Here is a 24,020-nt window from a genome sequence, read left to right as displayed (position 1 = left end):
CTGGGGCGGCGCAAGGACGACGACCCGTTCGTCACCGAGCGCTTCGAGTTCTTCGTCGGCGGGCGCGAGATCGCCAACGGCTTCTCCGAGCTCAACGATGCCGAGGACCAGGCCGAGCGCTTCGCGGCCCAGGCCGCCGAGAAGGACGCCGGTGACCTCGAGGCGATGTACTACGATGCCGACTACGTGCGCGCACTGGAGTACGGCATGCCGCCGACCGCCGGCGAGGGCATCGGCATCGACCGGCTGGTGATGCTGTTGACCGACAGTCCGTCGATTCGGGATGTGTTGCTGTTCCCGGCGATGCGTCCGGAATAATACGGAGCTACGAGCTACGAGCTACGGGCTACGGGCTACGGGCTACGGGCTACGGGCTACGAGCTTGCGAACTTTGCGTTTCTGGTGAGACTTGCAGTCGCGGCTCGCGGCGCAGCCGGGTAAGAGTTATTGGTCAGGGGCGCGCCTAGCGCCCATAATGGCAGCGGTTCGAATTCCGCCGACCCCGTGCGGTTCCCAAGAAGAGGTGACACCGATGAAGCTGCTCAACCGTTCCGCGCTGAGCGTCAAGCCGACCCAGGCGTTCGTCGACTGGGTCAACTCGTTGGAGCCGACTGTCGGTGAAGACGACCTGACGCTCGACGACATCGCTGGCGAGAATACCGTCTATCTCATTCCCGAGATGGATACGCCGGAAGCCCTGCAGGCCTATGTCGGAGAGCGCTACTACGACATCCTCGAGACCGAGCTGCGAGCCTGGGAGGAGGATGAGCGTCAGTGGCCGGAGAGCCTGAACTGGGCGCTGTTCGAGACGTTTCTCACCCTGGAACACAGCTATCTGGCGGTGGATCTCGACGACGAGGCCGAGCTGGAAACCTCCGAAGTCGACGACGAGCTGCTGATGGAGACCGACGAGGAGTGATGGGCCGGATGTTGCTTGAGGGCGGTGCCGAGCGCTTCTTCAGTCCATGCTGAAGCGGCTGTTCGAGGAGCGGACGGGGGACGACGGTCTACCCGGGCGTGAACGCAAGCTGGCGCTGCTGGCGATGATCACTGGCACCCAGATGGCGGTGCTGGACAACGGCATCGTCAACATTGCCCTTCCCACGCTGGCCAAAGAGCTGGCGATCAGTGGCTCCGAATCGATCTGGATCGCCAACGTCTATCAACTGGTGACGGCGGCGCTACTGCTGACCTTCGCCGCGGTGAGTCGGCGCGTCGGGCGTCATCGCCTCTATATCGGCGGGTTGGCATTCTTCACCGTGGCATCGCTGGGCTGTGCGCTGGCCCGGTCGTTCGAATTCCTGCTGGTGATGCGGGGGCTGCAGGCGATCGGCGCCGCTGCGATGCTGAGCATTGGCCCCTCCCTCTACCGGATCATCTTCCCCACCCGGCTGCTGGGATCGGCAATCGGCCTGAGCGCGCTGACGGTGGCGTTCGGTATCGCCGCAGGGCCGTCGCTGGGGGGGCTGATCCTGCACGTGGCGAGCTGGCCATGGTTGTTTGCCATCAACGTGCCGATCGGACTGCTGGCGCTCGTACTTGGCGTGCGCGCTCTGCCGCGGGAGAAACCCATCCTCGGGCGAATCGATGTCTGGGGCGCGCTGATGTCCATCGTCATGCTCAGCGGCAGCGTCTTCGCACTGGATCAGTTCGGCCATGGCAAGGGTGGAGCGCTGGCCTCGGCGACGCTGGCGCTCAGCGCGATCTGCCTGGTGGGATTCGTCTATCGCCAGCGCCATGTCGCCAGGCCGCTGGTGCCGCTGGCACTGTTTGCCGAGCCGCGCTTCTCGTTCGCGGCGGTGGTGTCGATGTTCGCGTTCCTGGCCCAGGGCGTGGCGTTCGTGGGACTGCCGTTTCTCTACCAGACCGTCATGGGCGTATCGCCGATCATGTCGGCGGTGCTGTTCACGCCCTGGCCGCTGGTGATCATGATCATCGGACCGCTGGCAGGGCGCCTGGCCGACAAGGGCAATCCGGCGCTGATCAGTTCGACCGGCCTGGGGTTGTTCCTGCTCGGCATGCTGGCGTTGACCGGCCTGGACGCCGACTCGAGCTATCTCGACGTGATCTGGCGAACCGCGCTGTGCGGGGTGGGTTACGGTCTGTTCCAGGCGCCGAACAATCGCGAGATGATCGGTAGCGTATCGGTCGACCTCAGCGCCAACGCCTCCGGCGTGCTGGCGTCGGTGCGCACCTTCGGGCAGTCGCTGGGCACGGCGTTGGTCGGGCTGATCCTCGGCCTCTCGTTCGGTTCGCTCACGCTGTCGCTGTGGGTGGGGTGTGCATCGGTGGTGATCGCACTGGCCTTGAGCCTCTATCGCACGCCGATGGCCGCCAAGGGCGTTCGGCGCTGAGTCCTTTTCTCGAGGCTTCACCCAATGCCCGAGCAAGGCGTTACAATGGTCCGGTTGGTTCAGGAGGAACTGTCATGAGTGTTCAGGCACGTATCGAAGAGAAACTCGCGACGCTCGAGCCGGTCGAGATGGCGGTCGAGAACGAGAGCCACATGCATCATGTGCCGCCGGATTCCGAAACCCACTTCAAGGTGACGCTGGTCTCCGAGCGATTCGCCGGGCTGATGCCGGTCAAGCGCCACCAGTTGATCTACAGTCTGCTGGCCGATGAGCTCGCCGGCCCCGTCCATGCGCTGGCTCTGCATCTCTACACGCCGCAGCAGTGGTCGACCCGCGGCGGCGTCCGTCCGGATTCGCCCAACTGCCGCGGTGGGGGCGGCCAGTGATCGGCGATCCGCAGCGGCTGCAGTATCTCGAAGCCATGGGGATTGCCAGCTGGGCTTCGCGGTACCGCTTCGTCAATGCCAGACCGACCGGGCAGGTCGAATGGGAAGTCGCTCCCGAACCGGAGAAACCGGCGCGAGGGCAGCGACTGCAGGCGTTGCTGGAGACGCCGGCACGGCCGGTCGAGCGCGATCGCCCCGCCACCGATGAAGCGCCGACGCCGCAAACCGCGGCGCCGCTATCGCGAGCCAGGGCCCTGCTCGGGGGAGACGCGGCCCGGGGCGAGTCGCCCCGGCCGTCTCCCCACCAGGCTGCCGATCCCGATGCTGCGGCGGTTTCCCCGTCGTCAGAGGACACCGGGGCCGAGCAGGCCCCTGCGAACGCTACCAGGGAAGCGGCGCCAGCGGTCGATCCGCTTCGATTCACCCTGTCGCTGTCGGTCATCGGTGAGCGCTGGTGGTTGATGCTGCCCGGCGAGCGGCCGATCTCCGCCGCGGGGCAGGCGCTGCTGGGACAGATGCTGAAGAGCGTCGGCATGCCCGCTGGCGGGGCGCCGCTGTCGCGTCTGACCTGGCCGTTGATGGACATGCCAGCCAGCGATCCCGTCGGTGAGGCGCGCGAGGGCATTCAGGTCTTCTGTGCCGGGCAGGCGCGTCGCCACGGCATGAAAATCGACGGCGCCGTCATCGTGGGCGACGAGGTCTGGTCGTCGCTGCTGGACGATCCGGCGAACGAGCTCGAATGGACCTGTCATCACCTGCCACACCCCGACGACATGCTGGACTCGGCCAGTGCCAAGCGTGCGTGCTGGCCCCTGCTGCAGACGGCGGGAAGCGCCTGGCGGCAGGGCCTGGATGCTCCTGAATAGCAGGCGTCGCCTGCCGGTCCTCAGGGCTTGAACGAACCTCCTCGAGTAACGCCCATGCCCATCGACGCTTTTCATCCCGAGGCCTCCCTCGGCAGGACCGTGCCGGTCCGGCTCGGCGCGGAGGACCTGCCGGCGCTGGTAAGGTTCGAGCGCCGGGCCAACGATGACGCCTGGTCGGAAGCGCTGCTGGAAGCGGCGTTGAGGGACGAGGATTATGCGGTCTGGGGCGTCCGGTCGGCCAACGACAGCGCGCTGTGGGCCGTCGCCATCCTGGCCTACCTGCCTTTTGACGCCGAGCTGCAGTCGATCTGCGTGCTACCCGATGCGCGCCGCCAAGGCCTGGCGCGGGAGATGCTGGGGTGGGTCATGCGGTGCGCCCGTGCCCGGGGTGCCGAGCGCCTGCTGCTCGAGTTGCGGCAGTCGAACCTGGCGGCGCGGCGACTGTACGAGCGTGCCGGCTTCAGAATCGACGGCCAGCGCCGCGGTTACTATCGCCGTGACGATGGACGCGGAGAGGATGCGCTGCTGATGTCGCGGGATCTGGTCCGAGGCGACTGATTCAGGGCGCCGGGTCGGGCGCGAGGAGACCTGGCAGCGGCTCCGGAGGAGAGAAAGGCTAGGCAGCGGTGGGCGGTCCGCCGGATGGGGCGTCCTGCGCAGGTCGCCCCGTTCCGCCGTCTCAGCCGCCGTTTCAGCCGTTGTCGCTGGTCGAGGCGCTGTCCAGCGACTGCAGCTTGTCGAGCAGTCCACCGAGACGCTGTTCCCACTCCTCGCGCTCCTGCTGGAAGCGTGCGTTCTCCGCCTTGAGTTCCTCGTTCTCCATCTTCAGCATCTCGATGCTGTCGACGGCATCCTGAATCTTCTGTTCCAGTTTGGCGAAGATTTCACCGTTCATCTGCACTCTCCTTGAAAGTTCGTGACTCGTTCCCGAGGTATGGTCGCCTGTTCGATGGCCGCAGCCTACGTGGCGCCGAGACCGACGACAAGCGTCTCGAAGTGGCGACGTCAGCCGGCTTCGGACTGACGTCTGAAAAGCCGCCCATGGCTGTCTCCCGCGACGATTTCGCGATGCAGTCGCCAAGGGGCCGGCGGGGACCAGGCAAGCTCGTGTTCCGTCTCGACATAGATGACGGCATCGGGCGCCAGCCAATCGCCCAGCTCCAGGTCGAGGCAGGTCTTCGCGGCCAGTCCCTGGCGGAAAGGCGGGTCGAGAAAGACGAGATCGAACCTGCTGGGGGGCGTCGCCAGGAACCGTTCGACGGGGGCGCCGACGACGTGTCCGGCGGCGCCCAGTGTCGCGATATTCGCTTCCAGCGCCTTGGCCACCGGGGCGGTGGATTCGACGAAGGTGGTCTGGGCCGCCCCGCGCGACAACGCTTCCAGGCCGAGTGCGCCGGTGCCAGCGTAGAGGTCCAGCACCCGCCGCCCGCCAATATCGAGAGCCAGCCAGTTGAACAGGGTTTCACGTACCCGGTCCGGTGTCGGGCGCAGGCCTGGGCTGTCCGGTATCGGCAGCTTGCGGCGACGAAATTCGCCGCCTATCAGGCGCAGCTGGCCACGGCCACCGCGAGAGGTGGCATGAGGGGGCTGGCGTGGGCGGGTGCCGTCGGGAACCCGGCGTGGGCGGCGTCGATTCATGGCGCGCAATTGTACCCCCGCAACACTCGCGGTGATAGGATGAGCTCTCGATAACGATATTCTCCGAAGCCGTGACGGTCGACACTGGTGAGTGGCGCGAGCACGGCTTTTCAGCAGTGAAGCCATCCATGTTCGGACTATTCAAGAGTCGTAAAAAGCAGCAGGAAGAAGAGGCACGTCGGCGCGAGTCGGAACGGGCCGAGTCGGCGTCAGAACACGAGTCGGCGTCAGAACACGAGTCGGCGTTAGAACAAGAGAACCCGGAAGCCGGCGTGGCCGAGGACCGGGAAGAGGGCGTCGAAGGCGACCGCTCCGCCAGCACCGTTGCCGACGAGCCGCAGCCGGCTGCCGGGCAGGACGAGCGGCACGTGGCCGGGGATGCCACTCCCGGGGCCGCCGAAGCGTCACCCTCCCAAGCGGCAGAGGCCTCGCCGACGGTGGAAACCGTCACGCCCGCCGCGGAATCGATCGTCGAGACCGGATTTCCCGATCATCCGGTGCCGGTGGACTACCAGCCCTCGCCGGTCGAGGCGACGGCCGCCGAGGAGGCGCTGGGTCAGCCGCTGGAGCAGGAGTCGCCGCAATCGGCCCTTCAGGAAGTTCCGGCGGATGGCACCCGCGAGGCCGATCTGGCGACCGACGTGACGCCAGCGCCCTCGGCGGAGGCAGCGGACGGGCAGACGCCGGCGCCGCGGGAAAAGCCCAAGGGTGGCTGGCTTTCGCGCGTGCGTGCCGGCCTCGGGCGCACGCGCGCCAACCTGACCGACGGCATTGCCGACCTGCTGCTGGGCAAGAAGCAGATCGACGATGAGCTGATGGAGGATCTCGAGACCCAACTGCTGCTGGCGGACGTGGGGATCGAGGCCACCAGCGAGATCATCGAGCGCCTGACCGGCCGGGTCTCGCGCAAGGAGCTGGCCGATGCCGATGCCCTGTACCGCGCGCTTCAGGAAGAGCTGGCGGCGTTGCTCGAACCGGTTTCCCAGCCGCTGCAACTGCCGGCCAAGGGAGAGGGGCCGTTCGTGATCCTGATGGTCGGCGTCAACGGCGTCGGCAAGACCACGACCATCGGCAAGCTGACCCAGCGGTTCCAGAACGAGGGGCGCAGCGTGATGCTGGCTGCCGGCGATACTTTCCGCGCCGCGGCGGTGGAGCAGCTCAAGGTCTGGGGCGAGCGCAACCGGGTGCCGGTGATCGCCCAGCACACCGGCGCCGACAGTGCCTCGGTCATCTACGATGCGGTCGCCGCCGCACGGGCGCGCAAGGTGGACGTGCTGATCGCGGACACCGCCGGTCGTCTGCACAACAAGAGCCATCTGATGGAAGAGCTCAAGAAGGTGCAGCGGGTCATGGCCAAGCTCGATGCCAGCGCCCCCCATGAAGTGATGCTGGTGCTCGACGCAGGAACGGGGCAGAACGCGATCTCCCAGGCGGAGACATTCGACGAGGCGATCCCGGTGACCGGGATTACCCTGACCAAGCTCGACGGCACTGCCAAGGGCGGCATCATCTTTGCCCTGGCCAAGAAGATGGGAACGCCGATTCGCTTCATCGGTGTCGGCGAGTCGCTGGAGGACCTGCGCCCGTTCGACGCCGGGACATTCGTCAGGGCGCTCTTCGATCGAGACGTCGGCCGGGACAGCGACGCGGATTCATGATTGCGTTCGAGCACGTCGGCAAGCGCTACGGCGGGCGCTTCGAGGCGCTGGCCGATATCAATTTCCGGGTCGAGCGCGGCGAGATGCTCTTCCTCACCGGTCACTCCGGTGCCGGCAAGAGCTCGCTGCTGCGGCTGATCATGCGGCTCGAACGCCCTTCGCGCGGCCGGGTACTGGTCGCCGGCCACGACCTGGATCGGCTGCACATCAGTCAGGTTCCCTACTACCGGCGTCAGATCGGCGTCGTTTTCCAGGATCATCAGCTGCTGTTCGATCGCGATATCTTCGCCAATGTCGCCCTGCCGTTGACCATCCAGGGCGTCGAGCCCGTCGATGCCGGCAGGCGCGTGCGGGCCGCTCTGGACAAGGTCGGGCTGCTGCACCGCGAGCGGGCGCTGCCGATCGAGCTATCCACCGGCGAGCAGCAGCGCGTGGGCATAGCTCGCGCGGTGGTCAACAAGCCGGCGTTGCTGCTGGCCGACGAGCCCACCGGTAATCTCGATCCCCAGCTCTCCGCCGACATCATGCGGCTGTTCGAGGACTTCAATCGCATCGGCACGACGGTGCTGGTGGCGAGCCACGATCTCGCCCTCATCGCCCGGTTACGCCACCGGGTGCTGAAGTTGCGGGATGGCCGGCTCGTCGGCGACGGGGAGGCGGCATGAGCGAGCGCCAATCCACCGGCGTCTCCCGGCGAGGCGCACAGAAGCCCACGAGTCGGGCGTCCGGCGGCGGTCGGGCCTGGTTGCGGCATCACCGGGCCATGATGAGCGACAGCGCCCTGCGTCTGGTCAGACGCCCGATATCGACGTTACTGACCATGCTCGCGATCGCCATTGCGTTGATCCTGCCCGCGGGCCTGTGGCTGGCCCTGGACAGTGCGCGTCTGGTCGATGCCGAGCTGGACGAGAGCGCCACGCTGACGGTCTATTTCGACGCCGGTGTCGACGAATCCCGGGCCATGAGCCTGGCGGCCGAAGTCGGCGAGCAGAGCGGGGTCGCAGGGACTCGTCTGGTGACGGCGGCGGAGGGGCTGGCGGAGTTCCAGCAGACGCTGGGCGTCGAGGATGCGCTCTCCCAGCTCGACGCCAACCCGCTGCCGGCGAGCGTCGTGGTGACCCCCGACGATACCGATCCCGCCGCCGTGCAGTCGCTGAGCCAGCGTCTGCAGACGCTCGATGGCGTCGACGAGGTTCGCCTGGACCTGGCGTGGCTGGATCGGCTTCAGCAACTGGCTGCGCTCGGTCAGCGTGTCGCGCTGGCACTGGCGCTGCTGTTCGGTCTGGGTGTGCTGCTGGTGGTCGGCAACACGGTCAGGTTGGCGGTGGAGAGTCGGCGTCAGGAGATCGAAGTCGTGACCCTGATCGGCGCCACCCACGCTTTCGTGCGACGCCCATTTCTCTATAGTGGCGCCTGGTACGGGCTCGGGGGCGGCGTGCTGGCATTGGTCATGCTGGTCGTCGGCGGCAATTGGCTGGCATCCCCCGTCGCGGCGCTGGCGGAGAGCTACGGTGCCCAGTTCGCGCTGCCTTCCCTGGGCGCCAGTCACTCGGCTTTTCTGCTACTTTTTAGTACACTGTTGGGCTGGCTGGGCGCATGGCTTGCCGTCGGGCGTCATCTGGCGGACATCAAGCCGCGCTAGGGTGGTAGCGGGTGCCCTGACGCTGGTCAACGGGGCCGGAATACGGTAAGAAGGTCACCCAGGATGCTGGGTCAGCACCAGTCGACGGTTGGTTTCCGAGTCATCGAGACTGGCAAACATCTTGAACTTTTGTCTAAATTGAGGGTCTCATCAAGTATCCTCGCAGACAGGCAGAACAACCTGTTGCGGCGTGTGTCACGGCGGATCGAGCCGACTGGCTCTCCACACCGGCACGCCGTCAACCATGGAGACAACGCACATGAGCACCAGTCTTCAAGCCATCGGGAATCTCTCCCCGGGTCACGATCTCAACGGCTACATTCAGGCCGTCAACGGCATTCCCGTGCTGACGGCGGACGAGGAGCACGATCTTGCCGTGCGGCTGCACGAGGAGGACGATCTCGAGTCGGCCCGTCGTCTGATCATGTCTCATCTCCGCTTCGTCGTTCACATCGCCCGCAGCTACTCCGGCTACGGCCTGCCACAGGCGGACCTGATCCAGGAAGGCAATGTCGGCCTGATGAAGGCGGTCAAGCGGTTCGATCCGTATCAGGGCGTTCGTCTGGTGTCGTTCGCGGTGCACTGGATCAAGGCGGAGATCCACGAGTACGTGCTGCGCAACTGGCGTATCGTCAAGATCGCCACCACCAAGGCCCAGCGCAAGCTGTTCTTCAACCTGCGCAGCGCCAAAAAGCGTCTGGCCTGGTTGAACAACGACGAAGTCGATGCCATCGCCAAGGATCTCGACGTCAAGCCCAAGGTGGTACGCGAGATGGAGGGTCGGCTGGCTTCCTATGACGCCGGCTTCGACGCCTCGCCGGGCGAGGACGACGAGCAGAGCTACCAGGCGCCGGCGCAGTATCTCGAGGATCACAGCTTCGACCCGGCGGCACAGCTCGAGGCGGACGACTGGGAAGCCGACTACACCCGCCGCCTGCGGGAAGCGCTGAGCGAGCTGGATGACCGCTCTCGCGATATCCTGCAGCGGCGCTGGCTCTCCGAGCACAAGTCCACCCTGCACGATCTCGCCGATGTCTACGGCGTTTCCGCCGAGCGCATTCGCCAGCTCGAGAAGAACGCGATGAAAAAGATCAAACTGCAGCTCGGCGACGCGATCGCGGCGTGAGCCGCCCTTGGTCGACGAACCGGGAGGGCAACCGTAGCAGGCAACGAACTGGTACATCACGACAGCTAGACACGCAAAGCCCGGCAATCGCCGGGCTTTTTGCGGTCCGTCACTCCGGATTCGCCGCTAGGCGGACGTCGTCTGGTGCGCCGTGGTCAGCAGCCCGCCGCCCAGCAGGCGCCACTGGTCCTCCCAGTGTGCGGTGGGCTGGTGACGGAAATCGCTGCGCACGTACTGGCTGATCCGGCCCTCGACGAAGGCCGAGAGCAGATTGGCGGCGGCGGAGACCGGCAGTTGGGGGCGCAGCCCCTCGCGCAGTTCCGCCTCGCGCAGGATCTGCTTCAACTGGGTTTCGAGCCGCTCGAACAGCTGCGACATGCGGGTGCGCAGCCGGGCGGTTTCGCCCGTCAGTACGTCGCCGTCCATCAGCCGGCTGAGACCCGGGTTCTTCTCGGCGAAGACCAGCACGAGCTGGACGATCGTCTCGCAGCGGGCGAGGGCCGACGGCTCGTCGTCGAGGATGCGCCGGATGCGCTCGAACAGACTGGCCTCGATGAACTCGATCAGCCCCTCGAACATGCGCGCCTTGCTCGGGAAGTGGCGGTACAGCGCCGCTTCGCTGACGCCGACCTGACGGGCCAGCGCGGCGGTGGTGATACGCTTGCCGCTGTCCTCCTCGAGCATCAGTGCCAGTGCCTGGAGGATCTGTTCACGGCGGGAGAGTTGGGGGGTTGCCTGCGTCATGGCGATTCTTATCGGTCTTCTCGTCGGGGCTCCTTCCTGGAGCGCCCCGGGTGCTCGTCAACTGTCTGGCGCCCGGGAGGGCCTTCCACGCCCGCGATGTATGGAAAAGGATTATTGTCGAGGTCAGTCGCGATGATCGGTGATCTGCGTGCCGACCCCGGCATCGGTGAAGATCTCCAGCAGTGTCGAATGGACGACGCGGCCATCGACGATGACAGCGCTGCCGACGCCGCCCTTGACCGCATCCAGCGCGCAACGGATCTTCGGCAGCATGCCGCCGTAGATCGTCCCGTCGGCAATCAACGCGTCGACCTGTTCCGTCGAGAGGCCGGTCATCACCTTGCCCTCGGCATCCTGCAGCCCCGCGACGTTGGTCAACAGCATCAGCTTCTCGGCCTTGAGCGCTTCGGCCACCTTGCCGGCGACCAGGTCGGCGTTGATGTTGTAGCTATGGCCTTCGCGATCGACCCCGATCGGCGCGATGACGGGAATGAAATCCCGCTCGGCCAGCATCTCGATCAGGTCGGTGGAGATATGCTCGACCTCGCCGACGTGGCCGATATCGATGATCTCGGGTTCGGCCAGCGCCGGATTGTACTGCTCGACCTTGAGCTGGCGTGCCCGTATCTGGGCGTTGTCCTTGCCGGTCAGGCCGATCGCCTTGCCGCCACACTGGTTGATCTGGGTGACGATGTTCTTGTTGACCAGCCCACCCAGCACCATCTCGACCACGTCCATGGTTTCGGCGTCGGTCACGCGCATGCCGTTGACGAAGCGCGATTCGATGTTGAGCCGTGCCAGCAGCTGGCCGATCTGCGGGCCGCCGCCATGGACCACCACCGGGTTGATGCCGACCTCCTTCATCAACACCATGTCGCGGGCGAAGGAGTCGATCAGGGTGTCCTCGGTCATGGCGTTGCCGCCATACTTGACCACCACCGTCTTGCCGGAATAGCGCTGGATGTAGGGCAGCGCCTCCGACAGAATCTCGACCACCTGACGCGGGTCGCGCGGGCTCTCGTTCATGAGGCGTTATCTCTCCACTGTCTATGCGCCGTGAGTCTATCGATACCGGCGGCGCGTTCCCTTTCGTTGCGTACGTCTCGTGCTCTGCGATCTCAGAAGGGCAGCTCGACGTGCGGCGCCACCGCGAGCACCGCGGCGCCGAACCGCTGCTGGATGCGCGCCAGCGCCGCCCGGTCCTTGCCTTCGAACCGCAGGACCAGCATCGGCGTGGTGTTGGAGGCCCGACAGAGCCCCCAGCCGTCGGGGTAGTCGACGCGGATGCCGTCCAGTGTCGTCTTGATGCCATCCTGACCGAAGTCGCCATTCTCGGCCAGTCGCTCGACGATCGCGAACTTCTCCTCGTCGGTCACCGGGGCGTTCAGCTCCGGCGTGCTGACGTCCTGCGGAAACGCTCTGAAGTAGCGATCGGCATCCACCGTCTGGCGCGACAGAATCTCCAGCAGCCGGGCGGCGGCGTAGAGTCCGTCGTCGAAGCCGTACCAGCGTTCCTTGATGAAGATGTGGCCGCTCATCTCGCCGCCCAGCTGCGCGCCGGTCTCCTTCATGCGCGCCTTGATCAACGAGTGGCCGGTGCGCCACATCTCGGGCTCGCCCCCGGCCCGTTCGATGATCCGGGCCAGGTTGCCGGTGCACTTGACGTCGAAGACGATACGCGCGCCAGGCTCCCGCTCGAGCAGGTCGGTGGCGAAGGCCATCATCAACCGGTCCGGGTAGATCATCTCGCCGGCCGGCGTCACCACGCCCAGGCGGTCGCCGTCGCCGTCGAAAGCCAGCCCGATATCGGCACCGGTCTCCCGGACCTTGGCGATCAGGTCGACCAGGTTTTCCGGCTTGCCGGGATCGGGATGATGGTTGGGGAAATCGCCGTCGATCTCGGCAAACAGGGGGATGGTTTCCGCCCCCAGCGCCTCGATCAGCCTGGGCCCCAGTTCGCCGGCGACGCCATTGCCGCAATCCACGACCACCTTGAGCGGGCGTCCGGCCCGGCCCGGGGCGAGGGAGAGGTCACCCAGGATGCGCTGAAGATACGCTTCGCCGATGTCGCGCCGTTGGAGTGAACCCTCGCCCTCGGTCAACTCGCCGCTGCGGATGCGCTCGAGCAGGTCCGTGATCGCCTCGCCGGAGATCGCCACGCCATCGAGCACGATCTTGAAGCCGTTATAGTCCGGCGGGTTGTGGCTGCCGGTCACCATCACCCCGCTGGCGCTCTCGGCCAGGGTGGCGGTGGCGAAGTAGAGTACCGGGGTCGGCACGCGCCCGATATCGATCACGTCACGGCCGGAAGCCCGCAGGCCGCGGATCAGCGCCGCCTGGAGGCGAGGGCCGGAGTGGCGGCCATCACGGGCGACGATCACGGTCTGCTGACCTCTCGCCGCCGCTTCGCTACCCACCGCGCGACCGATCCATTCCACGGTCTCCTCGGTCAACGTCTCGTCGACGATGCCGCGAATATCGTAGGCCCTGAAGATCGAGGCCGGTACGTCGGCACCGGGCCGCTCATTCGTCGTCATTTTCCAACCTTCCTTTGTCTTCGCCACCGAACGGCTTCGATTCGAGTTCATGTCCAGCGCTCGAACTCCAGCGCCACCGAAGCCTGGCCGTCGGTCATCAGCCATTCGCCTTCCATCCGGGTGGCGTCGAGGCTCAGGTTGCGATCGACGAGCGCGGTCAGCGCCGCCAACGGTTCTGCCGGCGGACTCCAGACCGTCACCCGGGGCAGCGCCCGAACATCGCTTTCGAGCTTCTTCCACCACTGTGCGGCACTGCGCGGCGCATAGGGATAGACCAGCACCCGTTCCGCCCGGGAAAGGCCCTGCTTGATGCGCTTCAGCGACGGTTCGCCCAGCTCTATCCATGACAGGATTCGCCCATCCGCCGCCTTGAGCCAGAGATCCGGCTCGTCTTCGCTGCTCAGGCCGCGCGTCATGGCGAGATCGTTGTCCGTGCCGATGGCGTGGGCATTGTCGATGAATGCCAGCAGGCGCACCATCAGGCGCGTCGCCGTCTCGGACGGGTGACAGGCCACGGTCAACGCATGATCGCCATAGTAGTGGCGATCCAGATCGCTGACGTTGAGTCTCGCTTTATAGATGGTTGCGCTTAGCGCCACGTGACATGTCCTCGCAGAGAGCGGTTGTGGGAGACGGGAGACGATTCACTGCCGGCCGGAGTGGCCGAACCCGCCGCCCGCGCGCTCGGTGGCGACGAACTCCTCGACGATGTCGAGCTCGGCCTGGATCACCGGCACCAGCACGTACTGCGCCAGCCGCTCGCCGGGCTCGAGCACGAAAGTGTCCCGGCCACGGTTCCACACCGAGATCATCAGCTCGCCCTGGTAGTCGGAATCGATCAGCCCGACCAGGTTGCCCAGCACGATGCCGTGCTTGTGGCCGAGTCCGGAGCGCGGCAATACCACGCCGGCCAGCCCCGGGTCGCCGATGTGGATGGCGAGGCCGGTGCGGACCAGGGCGCTGTCGCCGGGAGCCAGCGTCAACGCGTCGTCGAGCAGTGCGCGCAGGTCCATGCCGGCGCTGCCTGCGGTGGCGTAGTGGGGCAGCGGGTAGTCGTGTACCCGCTCATCGAGAATCTTGACCGAGAGCTTGGGTCTGGCGGGCGAAGTGCTGAGTGACATGTAGCGTCGTTCCTGATGGCGCATGAAGTGAGATGACGAGCAAGCCGCCCAGTTTACCACCGCTGGGGCGCGGATCGGATGCGCTAGCGCATCCGATCGGCGATGTGGTCGACGATGGCGTTGGCCAACGCCGTCTTGGGCTGCCGCGGTAGCGCGTGGCGCCGAGTCCGCTCCCGCTCTCTCCACAGCAGCGTGGCGGCATTGTCGTCGCCGCCGAAGCCGACCCCCTCGCGGGAGACATCGTTGGCGACGACCAGATCCAGGCGCTTGCGTTCGAGCTTGCTGCCGGCGTGCGTCTCCAGTGCCTGCGTCTCGGCGGCAAAGCCGACCGTGAACGGTCGGTCCGGGCGTGCCGCGATCGTGGCGACGATATCCGGATTGCGGACCAGCTCGAGGGTCAGCCCGCTAGCGTCTTCCGTCTTCTTCAGCTTGTGTTCGCCGATGGCGGCGGCGCGATAGTCGGCCACCGCGGCGCAACCGATGAACAGATCGCAGGGCATGCAGAATTCGACCGCGGTCAGCATCTCGACAGCCGAGATCACCTCGATCCGTTCGACACCGGGTGGCGTCGAGAGCGCCACCGGCCCGCTGACCAGCGTGACGCTGGCGCCACGCTCGGCGCAGGCCGCGGCCAGGGCGTAGCCCATCTTGCCGGAGCTGTGGTTGGAGAGATAGCGCACCGGGTCCAGCGCTTCGCGGGTCGGCCCGGCGGTGATGACCACGCGCTTGCCGACCAGATCCCGGTGCACGGGCATCACCCGGAGCGCCTCGTCCCGGGCCGGCTCGAGCTCGCCCAGCAGCTGGGCGAGAATGGTTTCCGGCTCCAGCATGCGGCCGAGGCCGACGTCGCCGCAGGCCTGGTCGCCGGCGTCGGGGCCCAGCAGGGTCCAGCCCAGCTCAACCAGCCGGTCGGCATTGGCCAGGGTCGCCGGATGACGCCACATCGCCTGGTTCATGGCGGGCGCCATTAGGCAGCGAGCTTCGGTGGCGAGGCAGAGGGTGGTCAGCAGGTCGTCGGCGTGACCGTGGGCCAGCCGTGCCATCAGGTCGGCGGTGGCGGGGGCGATCAGGATGACATCCGCCCATTTCGCCAGCTCGATGTGGCCCATGCCGGCTTCGGCTTCCGGATCCAGCAGCGACGTCCGCACCGGCTCGCCGGTCAACGCCTGCAGTGTCAGCGGGGTAATGAAAGCCTGGGCGCCTTCGGTCATGACCACGCGCACCTCGAAGCCCGACTTCTTCAACAGGCGGGCGAGATGGGCACTCTTGTAGGCGGCGATGCCGGCGCTGATGCCAAGCAGAATGCGGGTTCCGGCCAATCCCGGACCAATCGGTAGCGACATGGGATCTGTCCTGATGGTTCGGCCGTTACCATACCACTGCGGTCGCGGGTTGCGTAACGGTGAGGCAAAAGTGGCGACCGCCGTTGCAGCGGCCGCCCGTGGCGATCACTCGGCGTTGCCGAGCTCTCCCTCGCCGACGACGACGTCACCGTCGAGCCACTCGATGCTGTCGTCACCGTCGTGGCGGACGCCATAGCAGGTCGGTTTGTCGTCGCCGTAGTCGAAGCACATGCGATCGTCGACGATCGTGGCCTGCCCGGTGTAGCCGTCGCCCTCGATCCTGCCGTCCTGGCGATAGACTTCGTCGTACTGCTGGCCGCTCGCCATGGCGCCCTGGACGCGATGCCCCCAGACCTGCTGCTGGATCTCGTCGCCGCTGAGCACCCGGGGGCGCTCGGTCTGCGCCGATGCGGTGTCGGGGTCGGCGGCGAGGGCGCTGGGGACACCGCCGCCGAGGGCGACGGCGATGGCCAGGGTGGCCAGGCGCTTGTGCGAATCGAACGAAGGCAGTCGGTTCATGATGGCTCCGAGAGGTGAAGGTGTGGTTTCACCATAGCCCAGTCGGCGTCCCTCGCCATGCACGGACGCCAACCGAGCCGCTTCCACCGCCGCCTTAGCGCACCGCGGGGCCGAAGGCGAAATCGACCGGCACCGGACTGTCGATCAGCTTGATCGGGCCTTCGAGCTGGCCGTCCTCTGCGCCGATGCGGAACACCGCGATGGTGTCCGAGTTCTGATTGCCCACGTAGAGCCAGCGGCCGGACGGTTCGATGTTCATGCCCCGGGGGATCTGCCCCCGGCTCTGGACCCAGCCCGTGGAGGCCAGACGCCCCGAGTTCGGGTCGACCGCGAACATGGCGATGCTGTCCATCCCGCGATTGGTGGCATAGACCCAGCGTCCGCTGGGATGAACCCGGATTTCGGCGGTGGTGTTCGTCCCTGTCGGCACGTCGCCCGGGTTGTCGGGATTGAAGGCGGGACGGGTGAAGGGGGTGTTTTGGGGCAGCGTGGAGATCGACTGGCGCCAGATGAAGGCGCCCCGGCGGGGCTCGAAGTCGAACACGTCGATGGTCGAAGAGAGCTCGTTGATCACGTAGGCCCGGCGCTCGTCGGGGTGGAACGCCAGGTGGCGACAGCCGCTGCCGGAGGGCACGCTGGCCCGCGGCACCGGTCCGGGTGCCAGCTTGCCCGTCGCCGGGTCGAGCTGCCACGCCAGCAGCGTATCGCCGCCCAGGTCCACCCCGAAGACGTGCTGGGCGCCGGGGTTGGCGAGCATCATGTGGGCGTGGGGCCCCTCCTGGCGTACCGGGTCGGGCCCGCCGCCATTGCCCGGCGCCTGGAACAGGTCGCTCATCGGCTCGATTCGGCCATCCTCGCCCAGCGGGAAGACGGCGAAGGTGCCGGTGCCGTAGTTGGCCGCGAGCAGGTGCCCGCCCGAGGGGTGAACGGCGCAGTGGCAGGGCCAGGTGCCGCGGGTCGAGCGGGCGTTGATCAGCGTCAGCTTGCCGGTGTCGGGGTCGATCGCGTAAGCGCTGACCCGGCCCAGCGGCTCGCCGGAGGCGTCCGCGCCGAGTTCGTTGACGCAGTAGAGATAGCGCTGTGACGGCGCCACGGCGAGAAACGAGGGGTTGTCGGCGGTGACCGTCTGGACGTGGCTCAGATCGCCGGTGGCGTGATTCAGGCGGTAGACGTAGAGGCCTTCGGCGCGGCTCGGAGCGACACCACCGGGAGCCGTGTTCGGCGCCGAATAGGTGCCGACATACAGATAGCGCGCCGCGGCCGGTGCGTTCGGGTCGGCCTGCGATGCGGTGTTCTGGGCGAAGACGCCCGGCGCGCTGACCGCCCAGGCCGCGCTGGCGCCCACCGCCTGCAGGAAAGTGCGCCGAGAGAGGCCAGTGGTGGCTGAGGAAGCACTCGAGGGCCGTTGTTGTTGCTCTTTGACTGTCATCTCGATGACTCCAGGGTCTGGCGGTCGGGCGTTATCGGCGTCGGCCGCAAGTTGGGTAGCGCTCGCCTCGGCGTGATGCCGAGACGGCCGCTACGGGATCCAGTGCTGCATCGCCGCTTCCACCCCGCGCAGTTCGGCCAGCCCCTTGAGCCGGCCGATCAGCGGATAGCCGGGGCGACTGTCGCGCTTCAGATCGTCGAGCAGGTGGTGACCGTGATCGGGGCGCATGGGCAGGCGGTGGCCGCCTTCACGCTGGCGACGCCGCTGTTCGCGAACCAGCTCGCCGATCACGCCCACCATGTCGACGTCGCCGTCCAGATGCTCGGCCTCGTGGAAACTGAGCGGGTCGGCTTCGCGGCGGGTGGCGCGCAGGTGCACGAAGTGGATGTGCGGCGCGAACCGCCTGGCCATGGCGACGAGATCGTTGTCTTCGCGAACGCCGTAGGAACCGGTGCAGAAGGTCAGGCCGTTGGCAGGACTCGGCGCGCTATCGAGTACGTACTGGGCATCTTCGGCGGTCGACACGACACGCGGCAGCCCGAGCAGCTCGCGGGGTGGGTCGTCCGGATGGATCGCCAGGCGGACCCCGGCTTCCTCTGCCGCCGGGACGATGGCGCGCAGGAACGCTGCCAGATTGTCGCGCAGCCGGTTGGCGTCGATCCCGCGATAGCCATCCAGCACCCGGCGGAAGTCCTCGAGCGTGTAGTGCTCCTCGGTGCCGGGCAGTCCGGCGATGACGGTATCGATCAGGCGCTTTCGCGCCGCGGCGTCGAGCGTATCGAGATAGGCGCTGGCGGCTTCCCGCTCGGCGTTGCCGTAATCCGCCTGGGCACCCTCGCGCTCGAGCAGGAAGAGATCGAAAGCGGCGAAGGCGGTCTGGTCGAAGCGCAGCGCCGTCCCGCCGTTCGACAACGGCCAGGCGAGGTCGGTGCGGGTCCAGTCGAGGATCGGCATGAAGTTGTAGCAGACCACATCGATACCGCATTCGCCGAGGTTGGCAAGCGTTCGACGATAGTTGTCGATGTAGCGCGCGGCTGCCGGCAGGTCCTGCTTGATCGCCTCGTGTACCGGCACGCTCTCCACGACCGACCAGGTGAGTCCCGCCGCTTCGATCAGGCGCTTGCGCTCGACGATCGCTTCCACCGGCCACACCTCGCCGTTGGGGATCTCGTGCAGGGCCGTGACGATGCCGGTCGCGCCGGCCTGGCGAATCTCGTCGAGGGTGATGGGGTCGGCCGGGCCGAACCAGCGCCAGGTATGTTCCATGATCAAGCGTCCCGATCAGAAGCGTTGAGTGTCAAAGTGGCAATGGCCGATTCCACGCCGCCGCTCTCCAGTCGCGTCAGCGCTTCGAGGATCTGCCGGGCGAACCGTCGATCGTCGCGCAGCGCGGCGGGGAAGACGGCATCGAGGGCGAGGAAGGCGTCGATCAGCGCGGCGTGGTCGTCGCCATGGCGACGATGGAGCGCGGCGAACGTCTCGGCCATGGGGTCGTCCACCGGGTGCGGCTGGCCGCTGAGGTCGGTGCCGGCGGTGTAGCGAATCCAGCCGGCAACGCCCAGCGCGGTTACGTTGATGTCGGCGGTGTCGATCGACCGCTCGACACCGCCGGCCAGCCAGCGCTGGGGCAGCTTCTGGGAGCCGTCCATGGCGATCTGCTGCAGTCGATGACGCAGGCTGTCGTTGCCGAAGCGGGCCAGCAGACCGTCGGTGTAGGCAGCGACATCGGTTGCCGCCGGCAACGACAGCGTCGGGATCGCGTCCTGCTGCCAGTAGTGCCGGAGCAGCTGGCGGAAAGCGGGGCGCGCGACGGCGGCGTCCACCGTCTCGATACCGGCCAGCGCGCCGAGATAGGCGAGCAGCGAGTGGGCGCCGTTGAGCAGGCGCAGCTTCATGGTCTCGAACGGGGCGACATCGGCGACCATCTCGACGCCTTCGGCCTCCCAGTCCGGCCGGCCCAGCGGGAAATCGTCCTCGACCACCCACTGGCTGAAGGTCTCGCAGACCACGGCGGCAGGGTCGTCGATGCCCAGTCCGGCCAGGCGTGTTCTGTCCGCGTCGGTCATCGCCGGCACGATGCGATCCACCATGCTCGAGGGGAAAGCGACGCTGGCGTCGATCCAGTCGGCCAGTTCGCCATCGCGATGCCGGGCCAGCGAGACCACTGCACGCCGCGTGCGCCGGCCGTTATGGGGCATGTTGTCGCAACAGAGCACGGCGAACGGTGGGACGCCTGCCGAGCGGCGTCGCGCCAGTGCCTCCAACAGCGTGCCCGGTGCGGTATCCGGCGATTCGGGATGGGCGATGTCGTGGGCGATCGCTGGCGCGTCGGTCAGCAGCTCGCCGCTGCCCGGGCTGAGGAAGTAGCCTTTTTCGGTCACGGTGAGGGTGACGATGCGCACGGCGGGATCGCTCATCCGCGCCAGCAGCCGTTCCCGGTCCGGGCCGTCCGGCCCCGCGTAGAGCGCTTCACGGATGGCGGTGATCTCCCGCAGCGTGACATGCTCGCTGTCGCTGAATTCGGCCACGTGATAGCGGCAGTCGCCGTCGCGCAGTTGATCGACCAGGGTGCGATTGGCGCGGATATTGGCGCTGCTGATGCCCCAGTCGTCCGCACCGGTTCGGTCGAGGTGTCGCTGCAGGTACACCGCCTGATGGGCGCGGTGAAAGGCGCCCAGGCCCAGGTGGACGATGCCGATCCCGCTCGGGGGCCGTCGGCTCGGTTCTCGCTCGATATGGATGTCGGCTGCGGCCATGAGGCTATTTCCCCATCAGCAGATTGGGCAACCATAGCGACAGCGCCGGCACGAACGACACCAGCATCAGCACGATCAGGTTGCAGATCAGGAAGGGCACGATGGCTTTCGCCACCCGCAGCATGGGCAGCTTGCCGATGCTCGATACCACGAACAGGCAGACGCCCACCGGCGGCGTGGTCAGGCCGATCATCAGGTTGAGTACCGCCATCACGCCGAAGTGGATCGGGTCCATGCCGATCCCCGTCGCCACGCCCAGCAGGGCCGGGAACAGGATGATCAGCGCGGCGATGGTCTCCATGAAGGCGCCGACGAACAGCAGAATCAGGTTGAGGATCAGGATGACCACGATCGGGTTGCTGCTGATGCCGAGAATGGCATCGGCGAGCATCTGGGGGATCTGCTGGCTGGTCAGGATCCAGCCGAACAGATTGGCCAGGCCGACCAGCAGCATCAGCGAGGCGGAGGTGATGACGGTATCGGAAAGGATGCCGCCCAGGTTGCGCCAGTTGATGCCCTTGTAGATGAAGGTGCCCACCAGCAGGGCGTAGAGGCTGGCGACGATCGACGCCTCGGTCGGCGTGAACAGGCCGCCGATGATGCCGTAGAGGATGATGAAGGTCATCAGCAGCGCCCAGAACGCGCTGCGGCCCTCCTTGAGCAGCTCCCTGGCGGTGGCACGCTTCTCCTTGGGGTAGCCGCGCCGCACCGCCAGCCAGTAGGCGGTGATCATCATCGCCACGCCCAGCAGCAGGCCGGGCAGCGCACCGGCGAGGAACATGCGGCCGACGGAGATGCCGGAGAGCGAACCGACGATGATCATCGGCACGCTGGGTGGAATGATCGGGCCGATAGTGGAGGAGGCGGCAGTCACGGCGGCGGCGAACGGCTTGTCGTAGCCGGCCTTGGACATGCCCGGAATCATCACCGAGCCGATGCTGGCGGCGTCCGCCACCGCGGTGCCGGAGATGCCGCTGAAGATCATCGAGCCGCCGACGTTGGCCAGGCCCAGGCCGCCGCGGATATGGCCGACCAGGGCGTTGGAGAAGCGCACGATATGCTGGGTGATATTACCCACGTTCATCAGGTTGCCGGCCATCACGAAGCCGGGAATGCAGAGCAGCACGAAGGAGTCGATGCCGGAAAACATGCGCTGCGGCACGATGGTCAGCGAGATGCCGCCAAGCATCAGGTAGGCGAGTGACGACACGCCGAGGCAGAAGGCGATCGGCAGACCGATCAGCAGCAGTGCCAGAAAGGTGATGAAGAGAACGGCGATTTCCATCAGAGCGCCTCCTGTCGGGTGGCTTCGGCGCGGTCGCCACGAACCATGGCGGTGATGCCCTCGGCGAGGCCGATCAGGCTGTAGAGCAACAGCGCCCCGAACAGCACCACCGAAGAGAGAAAGATGTAGAGCATGGGGAGGCGCAGCGTCGGCGAGGTCTGGAACGCGCCGATCTGGGCGAACTGCCAGGCGTTGGGCAGCACCACCAGCGTGAAGGCGAAGGTGATCGCCGAGATCAGCGTAAGGTAGGCGGCCCGACCACGGAAACCGAGCCAGCCGTGGAACAGCTCCACATTGACGTGGCGGTGACGGTGCTGCACGACGCCGGCACCCAGCGCCACCATGTAGATGAAGAGGTAGCGGGTGAGCTCTTCGGTCCACGACAGCGTGATGGGCAGGAACAGGCGCGACGCGACCTGCAGCAGCACGGTCAGCGACAGGCTCACCAGCGCGATGACGGCCAGTGTCAGCAGAACGCGGTCGAGCGCGTTGGCCAGTCGGCCAATGGGGCCGCCCAGTCGCGGAACGCGAGTCAGTATCTCGAGATTTTCCTGGATGTCCTGGTGAATGTCCGTCTCTTGTTCCGACATGGCGGTCTCCGAACGAGATGAGAAACGGGAGCGGCGATCGCGCTGCCCCCGCATGCCTTGGCGCGGTAATCCGAAGGGGGATTACAGATCCTGGATGGCCTTGTAGAGCGCTTTTTGATCGTCATTCAAGGCGTCGAGCACGGCGGGCTCGGCTTTCTTGGCGAAGGCGGCCTGATCCACCTCGACGAACTCCATGCCCTTGTCCTTGAGCGCCTGTTCGAGACGCTTCTGGTCCTCGACGAACAGTTTTTCCTCATAGGACTGCATTTCGCTGGCGGCGTCTCTCACCACGCTCTGCAGGTCGTCCGGCATCGACTCGAGCTTCTGCTTGCCGATCACCACGTAGATCCAGCTGCGCACGTGGTCGGTCATGTCCACGTACTGCTGGACTTCGTTGAAGCTGGCGCTTTCGATCAGGCTGAGCGGGTTCTCCTGGGCCTCGATGGTGTTCTGCTGCAGCGAGGTAAAGACTTCGCTGAAGGCCATCGGGGTCGGGCGGGCGCCCAGCGCTTCCCAGGTATCGACGAACAGCGGCACGTTGGGCACGCGAATGCGCAGGCCGTCGAGGTCGTCAGGGGTCTTGATCGGGCGATTGGAGGTCAGTTCGCGCGGACCGCGCTCGAACCAGGCGATCGGCACCAGCCCGGTGCGCTCGGTGATCTGCGCCTCGATCTGCTTGCCGACGTCGCCTTCCACGGCCTTGCGCATCTGGTCCGCATCACGGAACAGGTAGGGCACGGCCATCATCGCCGCCTTGGGCGCCCAGTTCTGGAGACTCTCGCCGGTGATGGTCATGTCGGCGGTGCCCAGCTGGATGCTGTTGATCACATCCATTTCGCTGCCGAGCTGCTCGTTGGGGAACACCTGGACCTCGATTCGGCCGTCGGAGTTGGTCTCCACCAGCTCCTTGAACTTCAGCGCGGCCTGGTTCCAGATGTTCTGCTCGTTGGCCAGATGGCCGAATTTCAGCGTGTAGTCCGCAGCCATTGCCGCGTGGCTGCCCAGCAGCGTGGCGCCGAGGGCAGCGCCGGCCAGCAGATGCTTGAGGGTTGTCGTCGTCAACATGGCGTGAGTCTCCTGTCGCGTTGGTACGCGTCGGTGTTGTTGTCCGGGCCAGCGCTGTTCCGGGTCTCTTCCGGCATGGGTGGCGGACTCGATCGGACGTTCAAGGCGAGATTTTCACCAGCACCTTGCGCGCCCGTTCCGGGTGGTTCTCGAGCAGATCGATGGCGCCGGGCATCTCGGTGAGCGGGACGCGATGACTGATCAGCGCCCGGGGCTCGAGACGACCCGCGGCGATATGCTCGAGCACCTCCGGGAATTTGCGATTGTTCAGGCGGGAGCCGACCAGCGTCAGCTCCTTCTTGATCACTTCCAGCTGAACCAGGTCGCTGGGCGTCGGGCTGAAACCGAGCAGTCCGATGCGTCCGGCGGGGCAGGCCATCCGCAGCATGGCGGGCAGCATGGCCGGTACGCAGGCGGCATCGGCGATCAGCGGAATGCCCTCGCCATCGGTGGCGGCCAGCACCGCCTGTTCGAGATCTTCGAGGCGACCGTTGATCACGTGGCTGGCGCCCAGCTCGCGCGCCGTGGCGAGGCGTTCGTCGAGGATGTCGGTGACGATCACCTCCTCGAGGCCCATGGCGCGCGCCATCTGCAGCACGGTCAGGCCGATCACGCCGGCACCGATCACCAGCAGACGGTCGCCCGGGTGTGGTGCCATCCGCGCGAGCACGTTGGCGGCGATGGAGTAGGGCTCGACCAGGGCGGCAGCGTCGAGATCGAGATCGTCGGGGATGCAGTGGGCGTTGGCCGCCGGCACGTTGACCTGCTCGGCAAAGCCGCCATTTCTGTGAACGCCGATCACCTGCATCGCGCTGCAGACGTTGGGCCGGCCGATCCGGCAGGGATAGCACTGGCCGCAGTTGACGACCGGATCGATACAGACCCGCTCGCCGACGCGGGCGGGATCGACGCCATCGCCCACGGCGCGGATGACGCCGGCGAATTCGTGCCCCGTAATGCG

The 24,020-nt window shown here is 66.6% G+C and carries 26 protein-coding genes; 10 read left to right on the top strand and 16 right to left on the bottom strand.

Translation table 11 applies throughout. From position 1 onward, the window contains the following. The 6 genes from Q0602_RS13120 to Q0602_RS13095 all read left to right on the top strand — a co-directional run. Positions 1 to 318: amino acid--tRNA ligase-related protein (locus Q0602_RS13120; RefSeq protein WP_298844011.1), on the top strand; the 318-nt coding region annotated here is incomplete at its 5' end. A gap of 214 nt (positions 319 to 532) precedes the next feature. Further along, the gene (locus Q0602_RS13115; RefSeq protein WP_295039231.1) at positions 533 to 919 is read left to right on the top strand and encodes a hypothetical protein; all 387 of its coding nucleotides are present in this window, start codon (positions 533 to 535) and stop codon (positions 917 to 919) included. A gap of 46 nt (positions 920 to 965) precedes the next feature. Continuing rightward, positions 966 to 2,354: an MFS transporter gene (locus tag Q0602_RS13110; RefSeq protein ID WP_298844007.1), complete on the top strand. Its 1,389-nt coding sequence runs from the start codon at positions 966 to 968 to the stop codon at positions 2,352 to 2,354. A 74-nt stretch (positions 2,355 to 2,428) separates the two neighbouring features. Continuing rightward, positions 2,429 to 2,740, top strand: a complete 312-nt coding sequence (locus Q0602_RS13105) for a BolA/IbaG family iron-sulfur metabolism protein (protein ID WP_298844004.1) — start codon at positions 2,429 to 2,431, stop codon at positions 2,738 to 2,740. After that, positions 2,737 to 3,606 (top strand): hypothetical protein, encoded by an 870-nt coding sequence (locus tag Q0602_RS13100; RefSeq protein WP_298844001.1) that lies wholly within the window; start codon positions 2,737 to 2,739, stop codon positions 3,604 to 3,606. Before Q0602_RS13105 ends, Q0602_RS13100 begins: the two co-directional genes overlap by 4 nt. 54 nt (positions 3,607 to 3,660) lie before the next feature. After that, a complete protein-coding gene (locus Q0602_RS13095) occupies positions 3,661 to 4,164 on the top strand; it encodes a GNAT family N-acetyltransferase (RefSeq protein WP_298843999.1) in 504 nt (167 codons plus the stop codon). Positions 4,165 to 4,297: 133 nt separating this feature from the next. Here Q0602_RS13095 and Q0602_RS13090 read toward each other — a convergent pair whose 3' ends face one another. Next, on the bottom strand, positions 4,298 to 4,501 hold the full coding sequence (locus tag Q0602_RS13090) for a cell division protein ZapB (RefSeq protein ID WP_110602144.1): 204 nt from the start codon (positions 4,499 to 4,501) through the stop codon (positions 4,298 to 4,300). Positions 4,502 to 4,611: 110 nt separating this feature from the next. Further along, entirely contained in the window at positions 4,612 to 5,244 is a 633-nt protein-coding gene (gene rsmD / locus Q0602_RS13085; protein WP_298843996.1) for a 16S rRNA (guanine(966)-N(2))-methyltransferase RsmD, read from the bottom strand. Between the two features lie 128 nt (positions 5,245 to 5,372). On the opposite strand from rsmD, the gene ftsY reads away from it, so the two are divergent. The 4 genes from ftsY (at position 5,373) to rpoH (ending at position 9,670) form a co-directional block, all read left to right on the top strand. Continuing rightward, entirely contained in the window at positions 5,373 to 6,902 is a 1,530-nt protein-coding gene (gene ftsY, locus Q0602_RS13080; RefSeq protein WP_298843993.1) for a signal recognition particle-docking protein FtsY, read from the top strand. Beyond that, positions 6,899 to 7,567 carry a cell division ATP-binding protein FtsE gene (gene ftsE, locus Q0602_RS13075; RefSeq protein WP_295035879.1) on the top strand — a complete coding sequence of 223 codons (669 nt, stop codon included), beginning with the start codon at positions 6,899 to 6,901 and terminating at the stop codon, positions 7,565 to 7,567. The genes ftsY and ftsE overlap by 4 nt, the downstream gene beginning before the upstream one ends. Beyond that, on the top strand, positions 7,564 to 8,544 hold the full coding sequence (gene ftsX / locus Q0602_RS13070; protein ID WP_298843990.1) for a permease-like cell division protein FtsX: 981 nt from the start codon (positions 7,564 to 7,566) through the stop codon (positions 8,542 to 8,544). Before ftsE ends, ftsX begins: the two co-directional genes overlap by 4 nt. A 259-nt stretch (positions 8,545 to 8,803) precedes the next feature. After that, the gene (gene rpoH, locus Q0602_RS13065) at positions 8,804 to 9,670 is read left to right on the top strand and encodes an RNA polymerase sigma factor RpoH (protein WP_295035881.1); all 867 of its coding nucleotides are present in this window, start codon (positions 8,804 to 8,806) and stop codon (positions 9,668 to 9,670) included. Between the two features lie 126 nt (positions 9,671 to 9,796). Here the strand turns inward: rpoH and slmA are convergent, their stop codons facing one another. The 14 genes from slmA to Q0602_RS12995 form a co-directional block, all read right to left on the bottom strand. Then, complete coding sequence (slmA, locus tag Q0602_RS13060) at positions 9,797 to 10,414, bottom strand: nucleoid occlusion factor SlmA (RefSeq protein ID WP_295035882.1); 618 nt, start codon at positions 10,412 to 10,414, stop codon at positions 9,797 to 9,799. Between the two features lie 123 nt (positions 10,415 to 10,537). Further along, the gene (gene argB / locus Q0602_RS13055) at positions 10,538 to 11,440 is read right to left on the bottom strand and encodes an acetylglutamate kinase (protein ID WP_295035883.1); all 903 of its coding nucleotides are present in this window, start codon (positions 11,438 to 11,440) and stop codon (positions 10,538 to 10,540) included. A 92-nt stretch (positions 11,441 to 11,532) separates the two neighbouring features. Continuing rightward, complete coding sequence (locus Q0602_RS13050; RefSeq protein WP_298843984.1) at positions 11,533 to 12,951, bottom strand: phosphomannomutase/phosphoglucomutase; 1,419 nt, start codon at positions 12,949 to 12,951, stop codon at positions 11,533 to 11,535. A gap of 47 nt (positions 12,952 to 12,998) precedes the next feature. Then, positions 12,999 to 13,550 carry a YaeQ family protein gene (locus Q0602_RS13045; RefSeq protein ID WP_298843981.1) on the bottom strand — a complete coding sequence of 184 codons (552 nt, stop codon included), beginning with the start codon at positions 13,548 to 13,550 and terminating at the stop codon, positions 12,999 to 13,001. A gap of 45 nt (positions 13,551 to 13,595) precedes the next feature. After that, positions 13,596 to 14,072, bottom strand: coding sequence for a dUTP diphosphatase (gene dut / locus Q0602_RS13040; RefSeq protein WP_298843978.1), 477 nt, complete (start codon positions 14,070 to 14,072; stop codon positions 13,596 to 13,598). An 83-nt stretch (positions 14,073 to 14,155) separates the two neighbouring features. Beyond that, positions 14,156 to 15,415: a bifunctional phosphopantothenoylcysteine decarboxylase/phosphopantothenate--cysteine ligase CoaBC gene (gene coaBC / locus Q0602_RS13035; protein WP_298843975.1), complete on the bottom strand. Its 1,260-nt coding sequence runs from the start codon at positions 15,413 to 15,415 to the stop codon at positions 14,156 to 14,158. 105 nt (positions 15,416 to 15,520) lie between these two features. Further along, on the bottom strand, positions 15,521 to 15,934 hold the full coding sequence (locus Q0602_RS13030; RefSeq protein WP_298843972.1) for a hypothetical protein: 414 nt from the start codon (positions 15,932 to 15,934) through the stop codon (positions 15,521 to 15,523). Positions 15,935 to 16,028: 94 nt separating this feature from the next. Continuing rightward, entirely contained in the window at positions 16,029 to 17,363 is a 1,335-nt protein-coding gene (locus Q0602_RS13025) for a lactonase family protein (protein WP_298843968.1), read from the bottom strand. A 90-nt stretch (positions 17,364 to 17,453) separates the two neighbouring features. Beyond that, positions 17,454 to 18,629: a mannonate dehydratase gene (gene uxuA / locus Q0602_RS13020; protein WP_298843965.1), complete on the bottom strand. Its 1,176-nt coding sequence runs from the start codon at positions 18,627 to 18,629 to the stop codon at positions 17,454 to 17,456. 2 nt (positions 18,630 to 18,631) lie between these two features. Continuing rightward, complete coding sequence (locus Q0602_RS13015; RefSeq protein WP_298843960.1) at positions 18,632 to 20,119, bottom strand: mannitol dehydrogenase family protein; 1,488 nt, start codon at positions 20,117 to 20,119, stop codon at positions 18,632 to 18,634. Between the two features lie 4 nt (positions 20,120 to 20,123). Next, positions 20,124 to 21,404, bottom strand: a complete 1,281-nt coding sequence (locus tag Q0602_RS13010; RefSeq protein WP_149434441.1) for a TRAP transporter large permease — start codon at positions 21,402 to 21,404, stop codon at positions 20,124 to 20,126. Then, positions 21,404 to 21,994: a TRAP transporter small permease gene (locus Q0602_RS13005; protein WP_295035894.1), complete on the bottom strand. Its 591-nt coding sequence runs from the start codon at positions 21,992 to 21,994 to the stop codon at positions 21,404 to 21,406. Before Q0602_RS13005 ends, Q0602_RS13010 begins: the two co-directional genes overlap by 1 nt. 81 nt (positions 21,995 to 22,075) lie before the next feature. Next, positions 22,076 to 23,059, bottom strand: a complete 984-nt coding sequence (locus Q0602_RS13000) for a TRAP transporter substrate-binding protein (RefSeq protein WP_298843953.1) — start codon at positions 23,057 to 23,059, stop codon at positions 22,076 to 22,078. Between the two features lie 100 nt (positions 23,060 to 23,159). Continuing rightward, positions 23,160 to 24,020: zinc-binding dehydrogenase (locus Q0602_RS12995; protein WP_298843950.1), on the bottom strand; the 861-nt coding region annotated here is incomplete at its 5' end.

Origin of the sequence: uncultured Salinicola sp., from assembly GCF_937921195.1 — a bacterium.
Lineage (GTDB): Bacteria > Pseudomonadota > Gammaproteobacteria > Pseudomonadales > Halomonadaceae > Salinicola.
This window is presented reverse-complemented; position numbering and strand designations above follow the sequence as displayed.

Excerpts from the sequence above, each read along its gene's own strand:
- ftsE (WP_295035879.1), top strand. The coding sequence starts at position 6,899 with ATGATTGCGTTCGAGCACGTCGGCAAGCGCTACGGCGGGCGCTTCGAG.
- Q0602_RS13090 (WP_110602144.1), bottom strand. The coding sequence starts at position 4,501 with ATGAACGGTGAAATCTTCGCCAAACTGGAACAGAAGATTCAGGATGCC.
- coaBC (WP_298843975.1), bottom strand. The coding sequence starts at position 15,415 with ATGTCGCTACCGATTGGTCCGGGATTGGCCGGAACCCGCATTCTGCTT.
- Q0602_RS13000 (WP_298843953.1), bottom strand. The coding sequence starts at position 23,059 with ATGTTGACGACGACAACCCTCAAGCATCTGCTGGCCGGCGCTGCCCTC.
- Q0602_RS13095 (WP_298843999.1), top strand. The coding sequence starts at position 3,661 with ATGCCCATCGACGCTTTTCATCCCGAGGCCTCCCTCGGCAGGACCGTG.
- Q0602_RS13010 (WP_149434441.1), bottom strand. The coding sequence starts at position 21,404 with ATGGAAATCGCCGTTCTCTTCATCACCTTTCTGGCACTGCTGCTGATC.
- argB (WP_295035883.1), bottom strand. The coding sequence starts at position 11,440 with ATGAACGAGAGCCCGCGCGACCCGCGTCAGGTGGTCGAGATTCTGTCG.
- rsmD (WP_298843996.1), bottom strand. The coding sequence starts at position 5,244 with ATGAATCGACGCCGCCCACGCCGGGTTCCCGACGGCACCCGCCCACGC.
- uxuA (WP_298843965.1), bottom strand. The coding sequence starts at position 18,629 with ATGGAACATACCTGGCGCTGGTTCGGCCCGGCCGACCCCATCACCCTC.
- Q0602_RS13015 (WP_298843960.1), bottom strand. The coding sequence starts at position 20,119 with ATGGCCGCAGCCGACATCCATATCGAGCGAGAACCGAGCCGACGGCCC.
- ftsY (WP_298843993.1), top strand. The coding sequence starts at position 5,373 with ATGTTCGGACTATTCAAGAGTCGTAAAAAGCAGCAGGAAGAAGAGGCA.
- Q0602_RS13030 (WP_298843972.1), bottom strand. The coding sequence starts at position 15,934 with ATGAACCGACTGCCTTCGTTCGATTCGCACAAGCGCCTGGCCACCCTG.
- Q0602_RS13105 (WP_298844004.1), top strand. The coding sequence starts at position 2,429 with ATGAGTGTTCAGGCACGTATCGAAGAGAAACTCGCGACGCTCGAGCCG.
- ftsX (WP_298843990.1), top strand. The coding sequence starts at position 7,564 with ATGAGCGAGCGCCAATCCACCGGCGTCTCCCGGCGAGGCGCACAGAAG.
- slmA (WP_295035882.1), bottom strand. The coding sequence starts at position 10,414 with ATGACGCAGGCAACCCCCCAACTCTCCCGCCGTGAACAGATCCTCCAG.
- Q0602_RS13025 (WP_298843968.1), bottom strand. The coding sequence starts at position 17,363 with ATGACAGTCAAAGAGCAACAACAACGGCCCTCGAGTGCTTCCTCAGCC.
- Q0602_RS13050 (WP_298843984.1), bottom strand. The coding sequence starts at position 12,951 with ATGACGACGAATGAGCGGCCCGGTGCCGACGTACCGGCCTCGATCTTC.
- Q0602_RS13005 (WP_295035894.1), bottom strand. The coding sequence starts at position 21,994 with ATGTCGGAACAAGAGACGGACATTCACCAGGACATCCAGGAAAATCTC.
- Q0602_RS13115 (WP_295039231.1), top strand. The coding sequence starts at position 533 with ATGAAGCTGCTCAACCGTTCCGCGCTGAGCGTCAAGCCGACCCAGGCG.
- Q0602_RS13110 (WP_298844007.1), top strand. The coding sequence starts at position 966 with ATGCTGAAGCGGCTGTTCGAGGAGCGGACGGGGGACGACGGTCTACCC.
- rpoH (WP_295035881.1), top strand. The coding sequence starts at position 8,804 with ATGAGCACCAGTCTTCAAGCCATCGGGAATCTCTCCCCGGGTCACGAT.
- dut (WP_298843978.1), bottom strand. The coding sequence starts at position 14,072 with ATGTCACTCAGCACTTCGCCCGCCAGACCCAAGCTCTCGGTCAAGATT.